The following is a 19,063-nucleotide window of genomic DNA, read 5'->3' on the forward strand; positions in this document are numbered from 1 at the left end:
TACTTAATTTTATTGGCCTCGTCGTCCTCAAATCTTGCCGATTCATGGTTGAATCCTCCCTGGTTCGTGTGACCACAACGATGGCGGGTGGGAGGCCCAAAAATATAAGCCGTCCACTGTTGGAGTATGTGACTGTTCACTCATGGGACAGCAGACCACACCCCACGAAGTGCAGCGGACCAGCCGTCGATGCCCCTCGCTCGACGGCGGGAGCAGTCCGTACACGGGCCCCTGAGGCCGGTACTGGCGTCACGAAACCGTCTCTTCACGTCTCTTCTCGCAGTCTCGCGGCGAGGTCGTCCGACCAGTAGAACTCGCCTTCGTAGATGACCGAGGTGTCGGCGCGGTCGAGGAAGTCGAGCACCGCGGTGCGCGACAGCGCGAACTCGGACTCGTTCCCACAGAGGTACGAGTACTCGTTGCCCTCGACGTACGGGTGATAGTAGCTGCCGGCGTACTGGAGCGAGAACTGGTCGAAGGTGAGGAAGTACTGGTCCGCGCCGAGCCGTTCGAGTTCGGCGGTCGTCGGGAGCCGGTTGGTCGTCTGCGTGAGGGTGTGCGTCCCGTCACCGACGACCGCGTAGTCCTTGCCCATCATGATGCGGCGACGGGCGATACGCAGGGCACGCTCGAACGAGAAGCCGTGGATGAGCAGGCGGGCGAACGCCGACCCGACCTTCACCGCGTGGTCGTTGAGCACCTGCGTGAAGGTGACAGCGCCGGTGACCGCGCCCTTCTCCACCAGCCCCATCCCCTCGTGGAACGAGCCACAGGCGTTCAGGAAGAACGTCTGGGTGTTGCACTCGGAGAGGCTGTCGGTCGGAAGGTAGCCGTCCGGGCAGCGAAGCCCGCCCTCTTCGCAGTGGCCGATGTAGTGGACGAAGTCGTTCTCGGACTCGAACACGCGGGCGAGTTGCCCCGTCGTGAGGTGCTCTTGCACGTCGACCGACAGCGGGAGGTCCTGCGCACGCGACCGGTAGATGGCGGCGACGTCGGCGTGTTCCGCGTCCATCTTCTCGTCGTTGAGGACGACGGTGACGCGGGCCGATTCGGCGTCGCGTTCGACGTACTTCTGTCGGTTCCGGTACGCCGCCGGGGTCGATTTGAACACGTCGATGGGGACGCCGTCGGCCAGCCAGCCGTGGACCCGGCCACCCCGGAGTTCCGGTTTCACGATGTCGACGGACGCGACCTGTCCCGGGCCCGTGCGCGAGCCGCCACGGTAGAAGTCGTCGAGCGAGCGCTGGACGAGCTCCGAGCCCTCCAGTTCCGAGGTCCGGGGCGGGTACAGCATACTCAGGTTGTGGAGCAGGAACGGGACCGTCTCCAGCATGGCTGGTTCCGGCTCGACGTACATCGCGAGGTGCCAGTCGGGCAGCCGGTGTTCGATGGCGGCGTAGGGCACGTCGAGGTACGTCTCCAGACGCTCGACCGGGGTCCCGTGGTACAGCTCCTGGCTCGGCAGGCTGAGGGCGTCGAGCAGGCTCTCCTCGGCGAGGTTCGTCCCGTACGGCCCGGCGTTGCGGACCAGACAGTCGAGGAAGAACACCTTCCGGAGCAACTCGGTCGTGGTCCGCTCCAGCGCCGAGCCGGTCCCGAGGTCGTGGCGGATGCCCGCGCTCGGGGCGCACAGCATCGGCGCGTCGAGCGTGTCGACGACCTCGACGTCGGCCTGCAGGTAGTACGCCAGCGGTGCGGTCACGAACAGCTCCTCGAAGGTGGGCGGGACGAGCAGTTCGATACCGACGTCGGGGGTCGCCTCGGCGATAGCGTCGGGGATCTCGACGGACTCACCCGTCTCGACGAGCGGGGGATGTCCCCGCAGCGTCGGGTAGGTCCGGTCCGGGGCGCTGGTCTTGTGCGAGGCCGAGAGGTGGGTGAGCGCCGTCGCCATCCCCTCGGGAGTCGGTGGCACCACGATGGTCCCCGGTGGCCGTTCGCTCCGGCTCCGGAACCCGATGGTACAGTCGGTCCGCTCCGGGAACGAGACGACCACCTCCTCGAAGTCACTGGTCTTGGAGATGGTGAGCGGCCCGTCCGCGCGCAGGTACGTCTTGATGTCTGTGTCGAGGTCGACGATGTACTCACCGGGCGGGAGTTCCAGTGGGCCGGTGTCGTTCTCCAGGTCGTAGGTGGCCTCGCTCGACTGCGAGGCGACGTACACAACCGAGATGGGGAACCGGAGTTCGGTGGCGGCGCAGTCGACCGTGGTGTCGACGGGGCGTGGGAGTGCAGAGCCGGAGTCGGCCCCGTGCAGGGCCGACCCGCGGACGGTGAATTCGGCGTTCCCCGGGTCGATTACCCGGAGACCGTCCGTCGTCACCTCCCACTCTATCATGCGAATTGGAGAATATCACTAGTGACAGTTAGATGTATCGGGTGTGCGATGAGACCACGTCGCGTGGGGGCGGACGGCGACAAGATGCCCCGAAGAAGGTACACTTATGGAACGACCGAACCCCGATTCGAACATGGACTACGAGCACGTTCGCGAGGTCGACCCCGATATCGCAGACGCCCTCGACGGCGAGGAGACACGACAGAACGAGACACTGGCGATGATCGCCAGCGAGAACCACGTCTCCGAGGCGGTACTCGAAGCACAGAGTTCCGTCCTGACGAACAAGTACGCCGAGGGGTACCCCGGCAAGCGCTACTACGGCGGCTGTGAGTACGCCGACACCGTCGAGGAGAAAGCCATCGAGTACGCCAAAGAGCTCTGGGGTGCCGAGCACGTCAACGTCCAGCCCCACTCCGGTTCCTCTGCCAACATGGGCGTCTACCTGGCTATGCTGTCCCCCGGCGACAAGATCCTCTCGCTGGACCTGACCCACGGCGGCCACCTGAGCCACGGCCACCCGGCGAACTTCACGGGCCAGACCTACGAGGTCGAACAGTACGAGGTCGACCCGGAGACGGGCTACATCGACTACGACGAGGTCCGCGAGCAGGCCGAGGAGTTCGAGCCGGACATCATCGTCTCGGGCTACTCCGCGTACCCGCGCGAGGTCGAGTGGGAGAAGATACAGGACGCCGCCGACGCGGTCGACGCCTACCACCTCGCCGACATCGCCCACATCACCGGCCTCGTCGCCGCGGGCGTCCACGAGTCCCCGGTCGGCATCGCCGACTTCGTCACGGGCAGCACGCACAAGACCATCCGCGCCGGCCGCGGTGGCATCATCATGTGCGACGAGGAGTACGCCTCGGACATCGACAAGGCGGTCTTCCCGGGTGCACAGGGCGGTCCCCTCATGCACAACATCGCCGGCAAGGCCGTCGGTTTCAAGGAGGCGCTCCAGCCCGAGTTCACCGAGTACTCCGAGCAGACCGTCGCGAACGCGAAGGTCCTCGCCGAGGAGCTCCAGGACCACGGCTTCGAACTCGTCTCCGGCGGTACGGACAACCACCTCGTGCTCGTCGACCTGCGCCCGTCGCACCCGGACACGACCGGCGGTGACGCCGAGGAGGCCCTCGAAGAGACCGGCATCGTCCTGAACGGCAACACGGTCCCCGGCGAGACGCGCTCCGCGTTCAACCCGTCGGGCATCCGCGCTGGCACGCCCGCGCTGACGACCCGTGGCTTCGACGAGGACGACATGCGCGTCGTCGCCGAGTGCATCGCGAAGGTCATCGACCATCCCGACGACGAGGACGTCAAGGCCGACGTCGCCGAGACGGTCAAGGACCTCTGTGCGGCGAACCCGCTGTACGAATAAGGCCACCGCGACCGACCCGCGTCGACCACCTCATACGACCGACCCGCGTCGACCCCCTCATTCTTTCCGCGGCCTGTGTCAGTCACCAGCCACGACCCGCCGAGTACCCACGAAATACACCATCGGTCATCAGTGACACGTGTTACCGGCAAGGCCACGCCACGAGGAGTGATATCGACCAGTAATTAACTTTCCCGTCACTTCTCCGAATGCGAGGATAGTGCGCTGAGGCCCACCGGGACGCCCATTACCGCCCACCGTGCGCTTTGGTGTTAATGCACGAACACTTATGCACGTGGCAATCGTCTGTTGGGTCGGGGAGATGTTAGGGGGTCTGCAACAGCGGTTACCAGCGGTATCGCTCACAAACCATTTCAGGAACAGTTTGGAGCTCCAGCTGACGGTCGGCGTCGGGCTCATCGGACTGATCGGGGGGTCGGTCTCTGTCTACCTGTTCTTCGAGACGGCGAACTATACGCTGTTCGTGCTGGGACTGGCGACCACGGTCGCCATCATGAGCGCGCTCGGCTTCGGGTCGCTCTCGCAGTTCGTCGAGGTCCGGGCACTCACGGAGAAGGCCAAGGCCGTCGAGAACGGCGAGTTCGACGTCGAACTCGCGACCGACCGCACCGACGAGATAGGGGAGCTTTCACAGGCCATCGCGGGTATGCGGGACGGCCTGCGCAGATCGCTCGCAGAGGCCGAACAGGCGCGCCAGGAGGCAGAAGACGCACAGAAGGACCTGCAGGTGATGAACGATCACCTCGAGCGGACCGCCGAGCGCTACGGCCGAACCATGGCCGCATGTGCCGAGGGCGACCTCTCGCGGCGGCTCCCGACCGAGGAGACCGAGAACGAGGCGATGCGCTCGGTCGCCCGGTCGTTCAACGACATGCTGGACGAACTCGAGCCCGCCCACGCGGAGGCGCAGTCGTTCGCCCAGACCGTCGCCCAGGCGAGCATGAACGCGTCCGAACAGATCGCCGAGGTCGGCGAACGGAGCCAGGACGTCCACCAGACCATCGACCGCATCGAGCGCGGGGCGCAGGCACAGACCGAGAAGATAACCGCGGTGAGCGACGCCATGACCGAGCTCTCGAGCACCATCGAGGAGATGTCGGCGACCGCCGAGACGGTCGCGAAACGCTCCGAGCGCGCGGTCGAGGCGAACGAGGAGGGTCGCACGGCAGTTGCAGACACGGCACGGGCGATGCGTGACATCCGAGAGAGCACCCAGCAGGTCGTCGGTGACGTGAAGTCACTCCACGACCGCATCGACCGCATCGACGAGATGTCGACCGCCATCACCGAGATCGCCTCCGAGACGAACATGCTCGCGCTGAACGCCAACATCGAGGCGTCGAAGGCCAGTACCAACCCCGACTCCACCCAGGGGTTCGGCGTCATCGCCCAGCAGGTCAAGGAGCTCTCGGCCGACGCGAAGCAGCGCTCGACCGAGATCAGTCACCTCGTCGACGGCATCAAGTCGGACACGGGCGCGGTCGTCTCCGACATGCAGCAGATGACCGCCGACGTCGGGACGGGCCTGCAGGCGGTCGACGAGACGCTCGACGCACTCGCGGCGGTGGACGACCACGTCGAGCAGGTGGACGAAGGCGTCCAGAACATCGCGGGCGCACTGACCCAGCAGGCGGCCCGGACGCAGACGGTCAGAACCGAGACGACCGACGTGGCGGCTATCAGCCGTGGGACGACCCGAGCGACGGAGGACGTCGCCGATGCGGCCGACGCACAGCTCGGTGCGGTAACGACGGTCCAGCGGACGAACGACCTGCTCGAACGACGCTCGAAGGACCTCTGTGGGTTGCTCGAGCAGTTCGACACCTGTGAGGGCCCCGGCGGAACGGCGGTTCCGGGTGACGACTGAGCCGCGTCGACCCCGCCGTGACGGAGTTCGCGTTCGCCCTCGGCCCCTCACTTGTCTGTCCTGTCCCTCGCCTTTGTCTGTCCGTTCCTTCGCCTAGTACTGCTTCTTGAGGTCGTGGCTGACCCCGCTGAGGACGGTCCCGACGAGCGTCAGGACCACCGCGGCCGCGACCGCGAGCCCGAAACCGATGGGGCCGGGGAACAGCCCGACGATGTCCAGCATCGACACCGCCTCGCTGGCGGCGACCGCCTGGAGCCCCTCGGGGTTGGTCGCGAAGACGAACAGGACCAACAGCAACACCGTCCCGACCGTGGTCTGTATCACGGTGCGAACCGGGTGCTGGACGAGCGCGAGCGTGTGCTTCCGGTACGACCGCTTGCGGACGTCGACCGCCCGGGTCGCCTGCCCGCGCACGAGTCGGAGAATCCATCGGAGAACCATACACTTCCGACGACGCCGACCGTCTTCACTATCGACTCATTAGCGCCCCGAGAGTATGCAAGATAATGCACTATTCTCGCCTCGGAGACGGAGAGATGAGCACGAACCCGAGGGTTGAAGGGGTCGGTCCGCCAAGCCCGACGTAATGACTCACGTCATCGACGGCAACGCGGTTGCCGAGGATGTTCGCGCGGACGTCGCCGACGCCATCGACACACTGGAAGCCGAGGGTGTGACCCCCGGTCTCGCCACGGTCCTGATGAGCGACGACGGCGGCTCCCAGACCTACGTCTCGATGAAACAGCGGGCCTGCGAGGAGGTCGGCATCGACGGCACGACCGTCGAGATCGACCCCGACGCGCCCGCCCAGGAGCTGTACGACACCATCGACGAGCTGAACGCGGACCCCTCGATTCACGGGATCCTCGTCCAGATGCCCGTCCCGGACCACGTCGACCAGCGCGAGGTCCTCCGACGGGTCGACCCGATGAAGGACGTCGACGGCTTCCACCCGGAGAACGTCGGCCGCCTCGTCGCCGGCGAGCCGCGGTTCAAGCCCTGCACGCCCCACGGCATCCAGAAGCTGCTCGCCTCCGCCGACGTGGACGTCGAGGGCAAGGACGTCGTCGTCATGGGGCGCTCCGACATCGTCGGCAAGCCGATGGCGAACCTGCTCATCCAGAAGGCCGAGGGCGGGAACGCCACCGTGACGGTCTGTCACTCCCGGACCCAGGACCTCGAAGCGAAGACCCGGAACGCGGACATCATCATCGCCGCGGTCGGCGTCCCCGAGATGCTCACCGGCGACATGCTCTCGGAGGGCGTGGTCGTCATCGACGTGGGCACGAACCGCGTCGACGCGGACAACGAGAAGGGCTACACCCTCACCGGCGACGTGGAGTTCGAGAGCGCGAAAGAGAAGGCGTCGGTCATCTCGCCCTCGCCCGGCGGCGTCGGTCCGATGACCATCGCGATGCTGCTGTACAACACGGTCCGGGCCGCGAGCCTGGAGTCGGGCGTCGACGTCGACCTGTAGGCCACGCGCTGCCGAATCGTATCACACTACATTCATCTCCTCAGCGAGCGTCGACTGTGCATGAATCCACTCGTCACCACCATCGACATCGACGCTCCGGCCGAGGTGGTCTGGGCCGTCCTCACCGACTTCGACAGCTACCCCGAGTGGAACCGCCACTCCATCGTCTCGGGCACCCTCGCCGAGGGCGAGACACTGCGGGTCGCGCCGGGCCCAGACGCCGGCCGCATGCCGACGTTCACCCCGACCGTCGTGACGGTCGACGAGGGCCACGAGTTCGCGTGGCTCGGCCACCTGTTCGTCCGGGGGCTATTCGACGGCGAACACCGCTTCCAGGTCGAGGACCTCGGCGAGGGCCGGACTCGGCTCACCCAGTCGGAGTCGTTCTCGGGGGTCCTCGCCGGGCTCGTCCTCCGCGTGTTCGGCGAGCAGACCCGCCGGAACTTCGAGGGCGTGAACGCCGCCGTGAAAGCGCGAGCCGAATCCACGGCCGACGCGACGACCGAATCCATCACCACCTGATGACGGAAGCGACGACCCCCACCGACCGACTCGGCGGGCTGGCCCAGCTGGTGCTCGGTGTCCGGTTCCTACTCGAGCTCGCCGGGCTGCTCGCGCTGGGGTACTGGGGGTTCAGGACCGGCGGGTCGACGCTGGCGAGCCTCGCCCTCGGCCTCGGTGCGCCGCTCCTGGCCGCCATCGTCTGGGGGACGTTCGTCTCCCCGAAGGCGAGAATACCCCTTCGCGGGGTGGCCAGGCTGGCCGTCGAGGTGCTCGTCTTCGGTGTGGCTGCAGTCGCCCTGTACGCCGCAGGACAGCCGCTACTCGCGGTCGTGTTCGCGGTCGTCGCGGTGGTGGACCGGGCAGCCGTCGCGTCCCTCTCGCTCGAAGAATTCTGACCGCCGTTCAGTTCTCGTCCAGTCCCGACAGCCTGTTCTGTGCCTGCGCCAGCGCCGCCTCGTCGTCGTCCCTGACGTAGCGGGTGACCTCGCGCAGCACGGTGACGAGTCGCTCCGCCTCGCGCGCCGGGACGTCGCCCTCCAGCGCCCGGATGCGTTTGGCGTGCTCGTCGATGGACGAGAGCACCTCGGTCGCCGGGCGGTCGATGGTGACGTCGCTGGCGTCGGCCCACTCCCTGAGCTCTCGCCGGTACTCCCGGACCGCTTCCGCGTAGGCGAGCCCGCGCCCCTCACGGAGGGACTCTGGAACCTCGTCGGGGGCGGGTCGGTCGGCCTCGTCCCCGCGCAGGAGCGAGAGCAGGTAGAACTCCTCGTCGTCGTCACGGCCGAGCGACCGCCCGACCATGTCGGCGACCTGCAGCAGTTCGCCCGCGACCAGGTAGGTGTCGTCGAGGTCGCGCAACTCGCCAGCGTGGACGAAGCCGTGCTTGCGCTGGAACTCGCGACAGGTCGACTTCACCGTCGACAGCGCCTCGTCCTCGGGCACCTCGTCGAGTTGTGAGACGGCCTCGGTGAGGTCGAGTTCGACCCGGTTCGCCGTGTGGAGCTTCCGGTCGTCGTCGACGCCGACGCTGTGGAGGCTCTCACACTCGGGGCAGGCGACGCTCCCCGTGTCGTAGTACGACCACCGCGCCCCGCAGTTCTTGCACTCGCGCTCGCCGCGTATCTCCATGCGCGGGGGTACGCCGGGGTCCGTGAAATGACCGACGGTCGGGACCGGCAGCACCGTCGGTGACGGCGGTGTCGGGACGTGTCGCCAGGCCGGTTCGACACCCCGACCTGTACGACCACCACGCTTATTGAGGGCTCTCACGTAGGATGGGGCACCGATGTCTACACAGACGCCGGAGGATAGAGGAAGTCGCTTCGACGCGGCTGATCGAGAAATTCTCCACCGACGAGCCTAACCTTACGGTTACAACCGACAGCCACGGCCTGTTGCTCGCTGTCGGCGACGAGACGTACGAACTGAGCCGCGAAGACGCCCTGGAGCTACGCGACCAGCTGGCCGACGCGGTGACACAGACACACGAGTTCGTCCACACGACCTGCACCCATCGCGAGGACGGCAGTTACGTGGTCGAGCGTCGCGGCGCGAACTCGGCCGGCCACCGGAAAGTGTTCGACTCGTTCGAGGCCTGTGCGCGCCTGTTCGGCCGCCTGCCGGACGAGTTCACCGCCGAGGACGTGGGGCACACCGGCCTCACGGGTGGCCGCCGGCACATGCTGGTCTGGCACTACGCCGAGCACCCCAGATTCGACTGCGAACTCGTCTCGCGCCAGCCACTGACCGTGGCGAAGCGCGAGGTCGAGGCACCGGCATCCGAGTCGACGGACTCGGCGGCGACCGATTCGGAGTCGACGCGCACCACGACCGGTGGCGTGCTGGAGGTGTCGCCCGCGGACTGACCGCCTTCCCGACCACCGCTCCCGGCCAGCCAGCCGTCCGACCGGCCTGCCGGGTGCCGTAGGCTTTTCACGCGCCCTACCGAGGTGACAGACATGTCTCTACACGGTTCGCGCGTCGGACACGGAGGTGTCCGCGCATGACGTTCTCTATCGTCGCGCGGGACCCCGAATCCGACGCGGTCGGTATCGCCGTCCAGTCGAAGTTCATCAGCGTCGGCTCCGTGGTCCCCTTCGCCAGCGCCGACGCCGGGGCCATCGCGACCCAGAGCTTCGCGAACGTCGCCTACGGCCCCGACGGGCTGGACCTGCTCCGCGAAGGCAGGACAGCCGAGGAGGTCATCGACGAACTCACCGCCGCCGACCCAGAGGCCCCGCGCCGCCAGATCGGCGTGGTCGGCCAGGACGGCTCCGTCGACGCCTTCACCGGTGAGGAGTGCTTCGACGTCTGCGGCGACATCCAGGGCGAGCACTACACGGTACAAGGCAACATCCTCGAGAACGAGGAGACCCTCACCGCGATGGCCGACACCTTCGAATCGGCCGACGGCGGCCTTCCCGAGAAGCTCATCGCGGCCTTGCATGCGGGGAACGACGCTGGCGGCGACTCCCGTGGCGAGCAGTCCGCGGCGCTCTACATCGCCAAGCCCGAGGGCGGCTACGACGGTGGGAACGACCGCTGGGTCGACGTGCGCGTCGACGACCACGAGCACCCCATCGACGAACTCGAACGGGTGTTCCGGCTGTACGACATCACGTTGCTCGCGCGCGAGGAGCCCGAGGAGACGCGCGACCTCGACGGTGACGTGGCTCGTGAGGTCTGTGCGACGCTGGCCGACCTCGGCTTCTACGAGGACGACCCTGCCGAGGAGTTCGGCGAGGACGAACGCGAGGCACTGGAGTCGTTCCGCGGCATGAACAACTTCGAGAACCACGACCTCGCGGTGCTGGAGGACGCCCTGGCGCGCGGCTGGGACGACGCTTCCGGCGACGGCGAGCAGAAGCTGGTCGACGCCATCTGGCACGGCCTGCAGCGGCTGGACCGGAAGTAGGCGACCCGGGCAGTCGGTCTCTTCTCCCGCCGTTTCGACGGCGACCACGACCAGATAGATTGAAACGGCAGCGACGTGACCACGCATCCAACGAGGCACTCATGAAGGTCCAACTGCTCGAAGCCACCGAGAACCCGGAAGAGCTCATCTGCAAGGCGGCGCGAAACGACTACTACAGCGACTTCGTCGGCGAGGACGACTTCGAGACGGTGATGGCGGGTATCGACGGCGACAGCATGCAGGAGAAACAGGAGACGCTCATCGGGCACCTCCTGAGCCACGGGCACTACGGCCCGTTCGAGCACCCCCAGATCACCGTCGCGGTGAAAGGCGTCAGCCGCTCCTGTATGGCACAGATCACCCGCCACCGCCACGTCAGCTTCGACGTGCAGTCGATGCGGTACGTCTCCTTCGACGACGTGGACCCCGCGGACGTCCGCGAGGGCGAACTGGTCGTGACCCCGCCGTCGGCGTCGGACCCGAACTGGGTCGGCCGGAACCAGAAGACCGGCGCGGTCGACGAGGAGGTCGTCGCCGAGCGCGAGGAGGTGTTCCGGGAGTCGGTCACCCGGAGCGTCGAGGAGTACCAGCGCCTGCTCGACCTCGGGATGCCGCCGGAGGACGCCCGGTTCGTCCTCCCCATCGGCACCAAGGTGAACATGGTGATGTCGATGAACGTCCGGATGCTGATGCACGTCGCGGACATGCGCGCGGCCGCCGACGCGCAGTGGGAGATCCGGGACCTCACCGAGCAGGTCCTCGACCTCGCGGCCGAGTGGTGCCCCATCACGTTCGACTACTACGAGGAGAACATGCGCAACCGGAAGAATCGCCTCGCACCCTGACCCTGCAAGGGCCGACCGCGAGCGTTCAAGCGCGACCTTCGGTGACCGCCACTGCTGATTCGAGAGACGGTGTCGTGGTGAACGATGGAGAACCGTTCCACCTAATGCCAGGTTAGCGGCGGGGTAACCGCCCCTTCACCAAGGTCCCGAACTGGTACCACGTGACAATGAGCGCTTACTAATGAGACAGTAGTGTGAATACTCATCTGAGATGGGGGAAATCTGGGGAGGTTTCGTAGAGGCGGTGTCCGGCCTGCACCCGCGGGTCCGTCGCCGCAGACAGGAGTACAGAGCGATCGCAGACGCCATCGAACGACAGGACGTCCCACCGAAATCGTTCCGCTGTGACGGCTGTGGACAGGTCCAGTCACGCTACGCGGCGTCGACCCTCGTTACGGACGGCGGCGGCAGCGACAGCACACCAGGTGTCTGGTGTGTGACCTGCGTCGAAAAATCCGCACAGAATCGGAGCCAGACGCGAACGCTTGCTGGCCTCGAACGCTGATCAGTCGTCGGAGTCGTTCTCTTCGTCTTCGTCGCTCCCACGGACGAGCTGGCCCTGTGGCTGGGACCCGGCTTGCGGGTCGCTTGCGTGCGGGCCCTCGATGAGCGAGCCGAAGTCGTCGACCTCGTCGTACTGGTCCTGGTACATCAGCGCGATCTTGCCCTTCTTGGTTATCTCGTAGAGTCCGGACCGTTCGGCGGGCCCGATCTTCTCGACGAGCTTGTAGTCGGCGAGGACGGGGAGCCGACTGTTGATGTTCTTGCGACTCTTGCCCGTGTGATGGGCGAGGTTGGTCGCGACGTTTCTGCCCTGCGCTTGCAGCGCTTCGAGTATCAGGAAATCGGTTGGTTGGCGTAGTCTCACTGTTACACACTCCCGGCTGAGCCGTTGTATACTACTTGGTCGCCCCTGTTATTTCTATCTAATGGCAATTTCACGGTTCGATGGCCAATAGTAATCATCACCGGTGATTTTATAGGGACCCACACGCAAGCGTATGGTAGGGTGTGACGGCAGCACCACCCGAGGTTGCCGACACCCTGACTGGACGACCCCCACCCATCCCCCCACCCATCACTGCCCCGTCAGAGGCACACACCCACCCGAACCACCACCCAATCAGACAACCCGAACCACCACGCCAACCCGCACTCACCCATGCGACGGTTGGTCCGACCGTGTGAGTCGTCATCCTTCACTGGTCGGTTTTTTCCTGCCACGCCGCGAACCCGGTAGTCGTGACGCAACCGCTACGTGCCAGCGAGTCCGCCGCCGGTCGCACCGTCGCCGACCAGTCCGTGAATCCACCGACCGCCCATAGCGACCGACCGGAGGGACGCGAATGACGACGCACGTCTTCCGCGGCGGTGTCGTCGTCGACGCAGACGGTGCGCGCGAGGCCACCGTCGTGGTCGAAGACGACCGCATCGTCAGTATCGACCCGGTCGACAGCGACGACGGCGGGGCGGACCACGCCAGTGCAGCCGACCCCGATTCCGTCACCCACCTCGACGGCGCGTACCTCGCGCCCGGCCTCGTCGACGCGCACGTCCACCTCATGATGGACGCCAGGCCGAACCCCTCGGCCAACGTGGACGCCTCGACCGCGAGCCTCGCCTACCAGGCGACACGGAACCTCCGCGCCGCGGTCGAGACCGGCGTCACCACCGTCAGGGACCTCGGCGCACCCGACGACATCGCCATCGACGCCCGGACCGCAGTCGACCGTGGCGTCCTCGCGGGCCCGCGAGTCCAGGCATGCGGGCGAAACATCGTCATGACCGGCGGGCACGGGCACTGGTTCGGCCGCGAGGCCGACGGCCCCCACGAGGTTCGCAAGGCCGTCCGCGAACAGCTCAAAGCCGGTGCTGACGTGGTCAAGTGCATGGCGACCGGTGGGGTCCTGACCGAGGGCGCACAGACAGGCTCACCCGAACTCACCCCGGACGAACTCACCGCGCTGGTCGACGCCGCGAGCGCGAAAGGTGTCCCGACCGCCGCCCACGCCCACGGGACACAGGGCATCGAGAACGCGGTCGCCGCCGGCATCACGAGCATCGAACACGGCACGTACATGGACGAACGCGCAGCCGAGGCCATGGCCGAGGCGGGAACCTACTGGGTGCCCACGGCGAGCGCGGTCCACGGCATCGTCGACAACGCCGACCAGGGGACCATCCCCGAGTGGGCCGTCGAGAAGGGCGAACACGCCCAGGACGCGTTCGCGGACGCCTTCGAGCACGCGCTCGCCGCGGGCGTCACCGTCGCGATGGGCACCGACGCGGGCACACCGTACAACCGGTTCGCGGACATCCCACACGAACTCGAACTCCTCGTCGAGTACGGCATGACGCCCGAAGAGGCGCTCGAAGCGGCTACGAGCAACGCTGCCGAGCTTCTGGGCATCGGTGACGAGACCGGTCGCGTCGCGCCGGGCCTCGCCGCGGACCTCGTCGTCCTCCCGGCCGACCCCCGCGAGGATGTGAGCGCGTGGCAACAGCCAGAGCGTGTCATGGCGCGCGGGCGATTCGTCAATCACATGGCCTAGCGTTCTTTACCCCTCCCCGAGAATGGGTGGACGAATGCGTCGGTCACTTGGTGTCGGAACAATCGTCGTCCTCCTCGTGGGCGCGGCCATACTCGCGGGTACGAGCCCGACCGCCGAGGTCGCGCAGGCACCCACCCCGACCGTGGACGCCCCACGTGGAGACCTCGCAGGCGCGCAGGAGTTCGACCGCACACAGTTCCAGATTCGGCTGTACGAGAACGGATCGGCACGCTTCGCCATCCACTACGAGCGAAATCTCAACGAATCCGAGCGCTCGCAGTTCGAGGAGTTCGCCGAACGATTCGAGAACAACGAGACGGAGCTCTGGACCGACTTCCAACGTCGGGCCGACAGCCTCGTCGCCGCCGGCCGTAACCAGACCGGCCGCGAGATGACCGCGACCGGCTTCCAGCGCCGCGCGAACATCCAGACCGGCTTCAACGACATCGGCGTCGTCGAGATGTCGTTCGTCTGGACCGGCTTCGCCCGCGAGTCGGGCGACCGGCTCGTCGTCAGCGACGTCTTCGAAGGCGGCCTCTACATCGGCCCGAGCCAGTCCCTCGTTGTCGAGACCGGACCGAACCTCGCGTTCGCCTCGGTCACGCCCGAAGGGACGTTCTCCGGGGACTCGCCGGCCACCAGCGACTCCGTGACGTGGCAGGGCGAGAAGCAGTTCTCCGACGAGCGCCCGCGAATCGAGGTCGTCCCCGCAGACTCGGCCGGTGGGACGACCTCCGGCGGCGGTGAAACGACCGCCCCCGGTGACGGAACCACCGACGCTGGACCCTCCGACGCCGGCGGCGGCTTCCCGACCATGCCCATCCTGCTCGTGGTCGCCCTGGTCGGCGTGGGCGGCGTCGTCGTCTGGTGGCGCAGCCGCGACGACGGTGCAGCAGCCACGACCACCAGCACCGAGGGCCCGACGGGTCCCGACACCGCCGAGATGAGCGGCGGGGCCACCGCGGAATCCGCCCCCGAACCCGACGAACCCGCACCCGAACCCGCCGTCAGCGACGAGGAACTCCTCACCGACGAGGACAGGGTCCGCAAACTCCTCGAAGAACACGGTGGCCGCATGCGCCAGTCCAACATCGTCGACGAGACCGACTGGTCGAAGTCCAAGGTCAGCATGCTGCTCTCGGACATGGAGGACGAAGGCGACATCAGCAAACTCCGCGTCGGCCGCGAGAACATCGTCAGCCTCGCCGGCCACGAACCCGACGCCGCGGGCTCCCCGTTCGCCGAGGAAGACGACGACGGTGTCGAACGGTAAACCGCCCCACGGCTCCGTCGAAACGCAAGGGTTTTTAGTATCCCTGCAATACGAAGTAATGCGAAGAACGCACCGCTCCGTTGGTGTAGTCCGGCCAATCATCTTGCCCTCTCACGGCAAGGACCAGGGTTCGAATCCCTGACGGAGCACTTTTCCAATCTCGAATCGGCGAGCAACAGCGAGCCGTGTTCAAGTTCAAAAGTGCGCACGGAAGGGATTCGAATCAGGGAGCGAAGCGAACGCAGTGAGCGGAGAGACCGTGGTTCGAATCCCTGACGGAGCACTTCTCACGAAGCAACTCACCGAGCGATAGCGAGGGGTGTTCGATTCTATGGATGCACCGGAAGGGAAGTGATGGGCAGTCTTGTGAATTCGGCCAGCGACACGCACCGATGGCTCACCCGGCAGAAATGCTTATTATCCCGATAATCATCTGCGTTATTTATTCATGACTTACAGCGGACCGCCACCGTGGAGATCCCTCAACGCAGCCCTCAGCTGGGTTTTCGGCGGACTGATCGCGTGGTTCCTCGCCCTCGTAATGGGAGGGAACGATTCCACGACGGTATGGGTCGTCCTCCTCGGTCTCGCCGCGATACTCGCCGGGGGGAGCTGCATCGCACTCCTCTTCTGGGACGAGTTCGTCGTCGTGGTCGTCGACATCAAAGAACGCATGCTTGGACAGCGCCGGTCACGCTACGACGAGTACCGATGATTCGTCCACTCTCCTGAACACGACGTGTGAAGCAAACAAAGGTCGCAGAACGGAGTTGCACTGCACGGTGCAGTTCGGCACAAAATCAGTGGGTTGGGGCAGATGTTGAACCTCACTCGCACCGCGTCGCGGTGCTCGCTGGTTCAAATCTACCCGGACCAATTTACGAAACACGTTGTACTCCTCGCGCGCTACGCGACGCTCGTCGGTATCGTGTTTCGTAAAAATGGGTTGGGGCAGATTTGAACTGCCGACTTCCTCCGTGTGAAGGAGGTGTCATAACCGGACTAGACCACCAACCCGGGTTCGCACTCTCGGCTACCCGGTTGTCAAACTTAAGAGTTGCTTTCCGCGACTACGCTTCCTGCTTGCGGTACCCGTCGAGCTTCTTGCGGGCTTCCCGGACGTTCTCCTTGACCTTGCCCTCGGCCTTCTTCTCGTAGCTCTTCAGGTCCTGCTGGAGTTTCTCGACACGGGACGGCTCCGGTTCCGACTCCTTGCCGCGGAGGTCGTCGAACCGCTGCTGGAGCGTTTCGAACTCCTCTTTTGCGCCCTCTTTGGTGTGCTCGCCGGCTCGCTTCAGGTAGTACTGGGCGTCTTTAAAATGCTTGTTCATACACATCAATACGCATGATAAGAGTTTAACCCTTTCCCCTCCGTACATCGGGTTCTTGTTTTCACAGCGACACGAACCCATCTGGTGCTTTTAGGCCAGCCAAAACCACAGGCTTTTTCTAATTGTTAGGCACACCTAAAACCACGGTCGGCGACACACCCCATAGCGAGCCAGACTCGGCGCGTCGAAGAAGGTGCGGCGTGCCCCGACTGCCGTGGGCATCACTCGGTAGTCTCCTGTCCTGTTTCTCGCCGACCGCCTCTTTCGACACACAGCATGGCAACCGGATGCCAAGGGTTTACCAGACGGCGGTCCGACTGGACGGGTATGTTCGAGCGGTTCGCTATTCCGACGCCGTTTCAGGTCGGTCCGGTCAACGCCTATCTCGCGGGCCGGACCCTCGTCGACCCCGGGCCGGACAGTGAGGAATCCTGGTCCACGTTGCTGTCCGGGCTGGAAACCAGAGAGCTCGGGCCCGAGGACATCGAGCGCGTGATCATCACGCACCCACACCCCGACCACTTCGGGCTGGCACACCGGTTCCGCGAACTCGGTGCCGACGTGTACGCCAGCGAGCAGTGCGCCGACATCATCGGTGACTTCGAGGGGCGCTGGGAGTACGAGCGGGAGTTCTTCGTCGACTTCTTCGCGCGCAACGGGATGGCCGAGTCGACGGCCGAGTCCGTGACCGACCTCCCCGAGGTGTTCCTGCGGTACGCGCCGGACGTGGAGACTGACACCGTCATCGGCGACGGCGACGACATGACCATCGACGACACGCTGGTCGAGGTCGCGAGCGTCGAGGGGCACGCTGCCGGCGAGTTGACCTTCTCCTACGAGGACGACGGCGAGTACGTCGGTGTGGTCGGCGACAACGTCCTGCCGGACATCACGCCAAACCCGTTCCTCCAGCCGCCGCCGGAACCCGGTGCCGAGCGACCGAGGGTACTCCCCCGGTACAACGAGTCGCTCGCGCGCCAGCGCGACGCGGGCTACGACCTGCTCCTTCCCGGGCACCGCGACCGCATCACCGACCCAGCAGGTCGGATCATTCAGATTCTCGACGCACACGAGAAACGCACCCAGGACGTGGCGGAACTGGTCGAAGAGCCGACGACAGCCGTCGACGTGATGCACGGCCTGTTCGACGACCTCCCGGTGACCGAGCAGTTCTCGGGCATGAGCGAGGCCGTCGGCCACCTGGACGTCCTCGAAGCACGCGGAGAAGTGACCCGTCGCGAGCGCGGTGGGATGCTGGTGTACGAGCAGGCCTGACTCGAACGAGTAACCGGCCCCGTCAGCAGAAGTTCTGCGTGACGTACACCGAGGTGTTGCCGGCGGTCTCGTCGACGTCGACGACGACACCGACACCCTCACGGAACCAGTAGTCAGAGAGCAGGTTCTCGCGGTGTCCGGTCGAGTTCATCCACCCGTCGACGGCGCGCTCGGCGATCTCGTCGTCGGTGTAGGACACACCGGCGAACGAGACGAAGAAGACGTTCTCACCGCCGTAGACGACGTTGTCCGTACCGGCCCTGATGCGGCAGTCGTACCGGAACTGGTCGTACCGGTTGAGTACTGTCTCGCCCGACGGCGAGACGTGGCCGACGTAGTCCGCCGCGGCCATGTCGCTGCTGTGGTAGCGACTGACCTCCGCCAGTGACTGGTCGAACACGAGTGGTCGGAGTCCCTGCTCGACGCGCAGTTCGTTGACCTTGTCGTGGATGGCCGCCTCGATGGCAGCGTCGTCCAGGTCGGCGGGCACCTCGGGTTCCGGCGGCTGGTACTGCGCCTCGACGGGGACGAGCGATGGGTTCAGCGCCAGGACGAGGGCGCCGATGGATAGGACGAGCAGGAGTCTGGCCAGTGCACTCACGAGAGAACGGAGGTGTTCGCGCCGAATAAGCGCGCGCTGGGGCCGCAGTAGTACCCTACGGGCTCAGTAAGTCGGATTCTCCTCGGGAACGCCGTCACGTTTGTTGACGACGCGCGCCCAGACGAACAACCCGTCAGAGAGCCGATTGAGGTACTGGACGGCCTCCTCGTTGATCGGGTCGTTCGCGGCCATCGCGACGGCCCGGCGCTCTGCGCGGCGACAGACCGCCCGGGCGTGGTGGAGCTTCGACCCCTTTTCCGAGCCGGTCGGAAGGATGAACGAGGTGAGCGGGTCGAGCTCGTCGTCGTACTCGTCGATCCAGTCCTCGACGGTGTCGACGTGTGCCTCCTCGATGACGGGGTCGTCATCCTCGGGGTCGGGGTTGGCGAAGTCGGCCTGGACGATGTGGAGGTGGTTCTGGACCCCCTCCAGCTTCTCGTCGATGTCGTCGTGGCCGGTCGGTCGGACCGTCCCAATGAGCGCGTTCAACTCGTCGACGGTCCCGTACGCCTCGATGCGCGGGCTCGTCTTCGCGACCCGGGACATGTCCCGCAGGTCGGTCATGCCGTCGTCACCACGTCCAGTGTAGATCTTCATGTTCCCTCCTTCGTGCGGCCGCCACTTAACTTGGTTCGCGGCGGAACCGGTTGCCCGTTACTCGAGACCCCTCGTTTCCAGCCGGAG

General features: G+C 65.9%; 20 protein-coding genes and 2 tRNA genes. 14 read left to right on the plus strand and 8 right to left on the minus strand.

The window, feature by feature from the left end; translation table 11 throughout:
• Positions 1-265: 265 nt before the first annotated feature.
• Positions 266-2,338: a hypothetical protein gene (locus tag N6C22_RS15230; RefSeq protein WP_261651977.1), complete on the minus strand. Its 2,073-nt coding sequence runs from the start codon at positions 2,336-2,338 to the stop codon at positions 266-268.
• Between the two features lie 133 nt (positions 2,339-2,471).
• On the opposite strand from N6C22_RS15230, the gene glyA reads away from it, so the two are divergent.
• The gene (glyA, locus tag N6C22_RS15235) at positions 2,472-3,719 is read left to right on the plus strand and encodes a serine hydroxymethyltransferase (protein ID WP_261652571.1); all 1,248 of its coding nucleotides are present in this window, start codon (positions 2,472-2,474) and stop codon (positions 3,717-3,719) included.
• 385 nt (positions 3,720-4,104) lie between these two features.
• Positions 4,105-5,607, plus strand: a complete 1,503-nt coding sequence (locus N6C22_RS15240) for a methyl-accepting chemotaxis protein (protein WP_261651978.1) — start codon at positions 4,105-4,107, stop codon at positions 5,605-5,607.
• Between the two features lie 93 nt (positions 5,608-5,700).
• Here N6C22_RS15240 and N6C22_RS15245 read toward each other — a convergent pair whose 3' ends face one another.
• The gene (locus N6C22_RS15245) at positions 5,701-6,048 is read right to left on the minus strand and encodes a hypothetical protein (protein WP_261651979.1); all 348 of its coding nucleotides are present in this window, start codon (positions 6,046-6,048) and stop codon (positions 5,701-5,703) included.
• Between the two features lie 145 nt (positions 6,049-6,193).
• Here N6C22_RS15245 and N6C22_RS15250 point away from each other — a divergent pair, with 145 nt between their 5' ends.
• The 3 genes from N6C22_RS15250 to N6C22_RS15260 are packed head-to-tail and all read left to right on the plus strand — an operon-like array spanning position 6,194 to position 7,983.
• Positions 6,194-7,084 carry a bifunctional methylenetetrahydrofolate dehydrogenase/methenyltetrahydrofolate cyclohydrolase gene (locus N6C22_RS15250; protein ID WP_261651980.1) on the plus strand — a complete coding sequence of 297 codons (891 nt, stop codon included), beginning with the start codon at positions 6,194-6,196 and terminating at the stop codon, positions 7,082-7,084.
• A 60-nt stretch (positions 7,085-7,144) separates the two neighbouring features.
• On the plus strand, positions 7,145-7,606 hold the full coding sequence (locus N6C22_RS15255) for an SRPBCC domain-containing protein (protein ID WP_261651981.1): 462 nt from the start codon (positions 7,145-7,147) through the stop codon (positions 7,604-7,606).
• A complete protein-coding gene (locus N6C22_RS15260; protein ID WP_261651982.1) occupies positions 7,606-7,983 on the plus strand; it encodes a YrdB family protein in 378 nt (125 codons plus the stop codon). The genes N6C22_RS15255 and N6C22_RS15260 overlap by 1 nt, the downstream gene beginning before the upstream one ends.
• 7 nt (positions 7,984-7,990) lie before the next feature.
• Here the strand turns inward: N6C22_RS15260 and N6C22_RS15265 are convergent, their stop codons facing one another.
• Positions 7,991-8,716 (minus strand): TFIIB-type zinc ribbon-containing protein, encoded by a 726-nt coding sequence (locus N6C22_RS15265; RefSeq protein ID WP_261651983.1) that lies wholly within the window; start codon positions 8,714-8,716, stop codon positions 7,991-7,993.
• Between the two features lie 266 nt (positions 8,717-8,982).
• Here N6C22_RS15265 and N6C22_RS15270 point away from each other — a divergent pair, with 266 nt between their 5' ends.
• The 4 genes from N6C22_RS15270 to N6C22_RS15285 all read left to right on the plus strand — a co-directional run bounded on the left by N6C22_RS15270 (position 8,983) and on the right by N6C22_RS15285 (position 11,852).
• On the plus strand, positions 8,983-9,453 hold the full coding sequence (locus N6C22_RS15270) for a hypothetical protein (protein WP_261651984.1): 471 nt from the start codon (positions 8,983-8,985) through the stop codon (positions 9,451-9,453).
• 137 nt (positions 9,454-9,590) lie between these two features.
• On the plus strand, positions 9,591-10,502 hold the full coding sequence (locus tag N6C22_RS15275; protein WP_261651985.1) for a DUF1028 domain-containing protein: 912 nt from the start codon (positions 9,591-9,593) through the stop codon (positions 10,500-10,502).
• A gap of 101 nt (positions 10,503-10,603) precedes the next feature.
• Positions 10,604-11,347, plus strand: coding sequence for an FAD-dependent thymidylate synthase (thyX, locus tag N6C22_RS15280; protein ID WP_261651986.1), 744 nt, complete (start codon positions 10,604-10,606; stop codon positions 11,345-11,347).
• 244 nt (positions 11,348-11,591) lie between these two features.
• Positions 11,592-11,852, plus strand: coding sequence for a hypothetical protein (locus tag N6C22_RS15285; protein WP_261651987.1), 261 nt, complete (start codon positions 11,592-11,594; stop codon positions 11,850-11,852).
• Here the strand turns inward: N6C22_RS15285 and N6C22_RS15290 are convergent, their stop codons facing one another.
• Positions 11,853-12,215, minus strand: coding sequence for a winged helix-turn-helix transcriptional regulator (locus N6C22_RS15290; RefSeq protein WP_261651988.1), 363 nt, complete (start codon positions 12,213-12,215; stop codon positions 11,853-11,855). It lies immediately after the preceding gene.
• 478 nt (positions 12,216-12,693) lie between these two features.
• Here N6C22_RS15290 and N6C22_RS15295 point away from each other — a divergent pair, with 478 nt between their 5' ends.
• The 4 genes from N6C22_RS15295 to N6C22_RS15310 all read left to right on the plus strand — a co-directional run bounded on the left by N6C22_RS15295 (position 12,694) and on the right by N6C22_RS15310 (position 15,887).
• Positions 12,694-13,899, plus strand: coding sequence for an amidohydrolase family protein (locus N6C22_RS15295; RefSeq protein ID WP_261651989.1), 1,206 nt, complete (start codon positions 12,694-12,696; stop codon positions 13,897-13,899).
• A 34-nt stretch (positions 13,900-13,933) separates the two neighbouring features.
• On the plus strand, positions 13,934-15,172 hold the full coding sequence (locus tag N6C22_RS15300; protein WP_261651990.1) for a hypothetical protein: 1,239 nt from the start codon (positions 13,934-13,936) through the stop codon (positions 15,170-15,172).
• A gap of 74 nt (positions 15,173-15,246) precedes the next feature.
• Positions 15,247-15,321, plus strand: a tRNA-Glu gene (locus N6C22_RS15305).
• Positions 15,322-15,713: 392 nt separating this feature from the next.
• Entirely contained in the window at positions 15,714-15,887 is a 174-nt protein-coding gene (locus N6C22_RS15310; protein ID WP_261651991.1) for a hypothetical protein, read from the plus strand.
• A gap of 227 nt (positions 15,888-16,114) precedes the next feature.
• Here N6C22_RS15310 and N6C22_RS15315 read toward each other — a convergent pair.
• A tRNA-Val gene (locus N6C22_RS15315) sits at positions 16,115-16,189 on the minus strand.
• A 53-nt stretch (positions 16,190-16,242) separates the two neighbouring features.
• Complete coding sequence (locus tag N6C22_RS15320; protein ID WP_261651992.1) at positions 16,243-16,503, minus strand: hypothetical protein; 261 nt, start codon at positions 16,501-16,503, stop codon at positions 16,243-16,245.
• Positions 16,504-16,830: 327 nt separating this feature from the next.
• Here N6C22_RS15320 and N6C22_RS15325 point away from each other — a divergent pair, with 327 nt between their 5' ends.
• Positions 16,831-17,778 (plus strand): MBL fold metallo-hydrolase, encoded by a 948-nt coding sequence (locus N6C22_RS15325; RefSeq protein WP_261651993.1) that lies wholly within the window; start codon positions 16,831-16,833, stop codon positions 17,776-17,778.
• Positions 17,779-17,800: 22 nt separating this feature from the next.
• Here N6C22_RS15325 and N6C22_RS15330 read toward each other — a convergent pair whose 3' ends face one another.
• A complete protein-coding gene (locus N6C22_RS15330; RefSeq protein WP_261651994.1) occupies positions 17,801-18,379 on the minus strand; it encodes a CAP domain-containing protein in 579 nt (192 codons plus the stop codon).
• Between the two features lie 63 nt (positions 18,380-18,442).
• Positions 18,443-18,976, minus strand: a complete 534-nt coding sequence (locus N6C22_RS15335; RefSeq protein WP_261651995.1) for a cob(I)yrinic acid a,c-diamide adenosyltransferase — start codon at positions 18,974-18,976, stop codon at positions 18,443-18,445.
• Between the last annotated feature and the right edge of the window lie 87 nt (positions 18,977-19,063).

The organism is Haloarchaeobius sp. HME9146 (genome assembly GCF_025399835.1).
Taxonomy (GTDB): domain Archaea; phylum Halobacteriota; class Halobacteria; order Halobacteriales; family Natrialbaceae; genus Haloarchaeobius.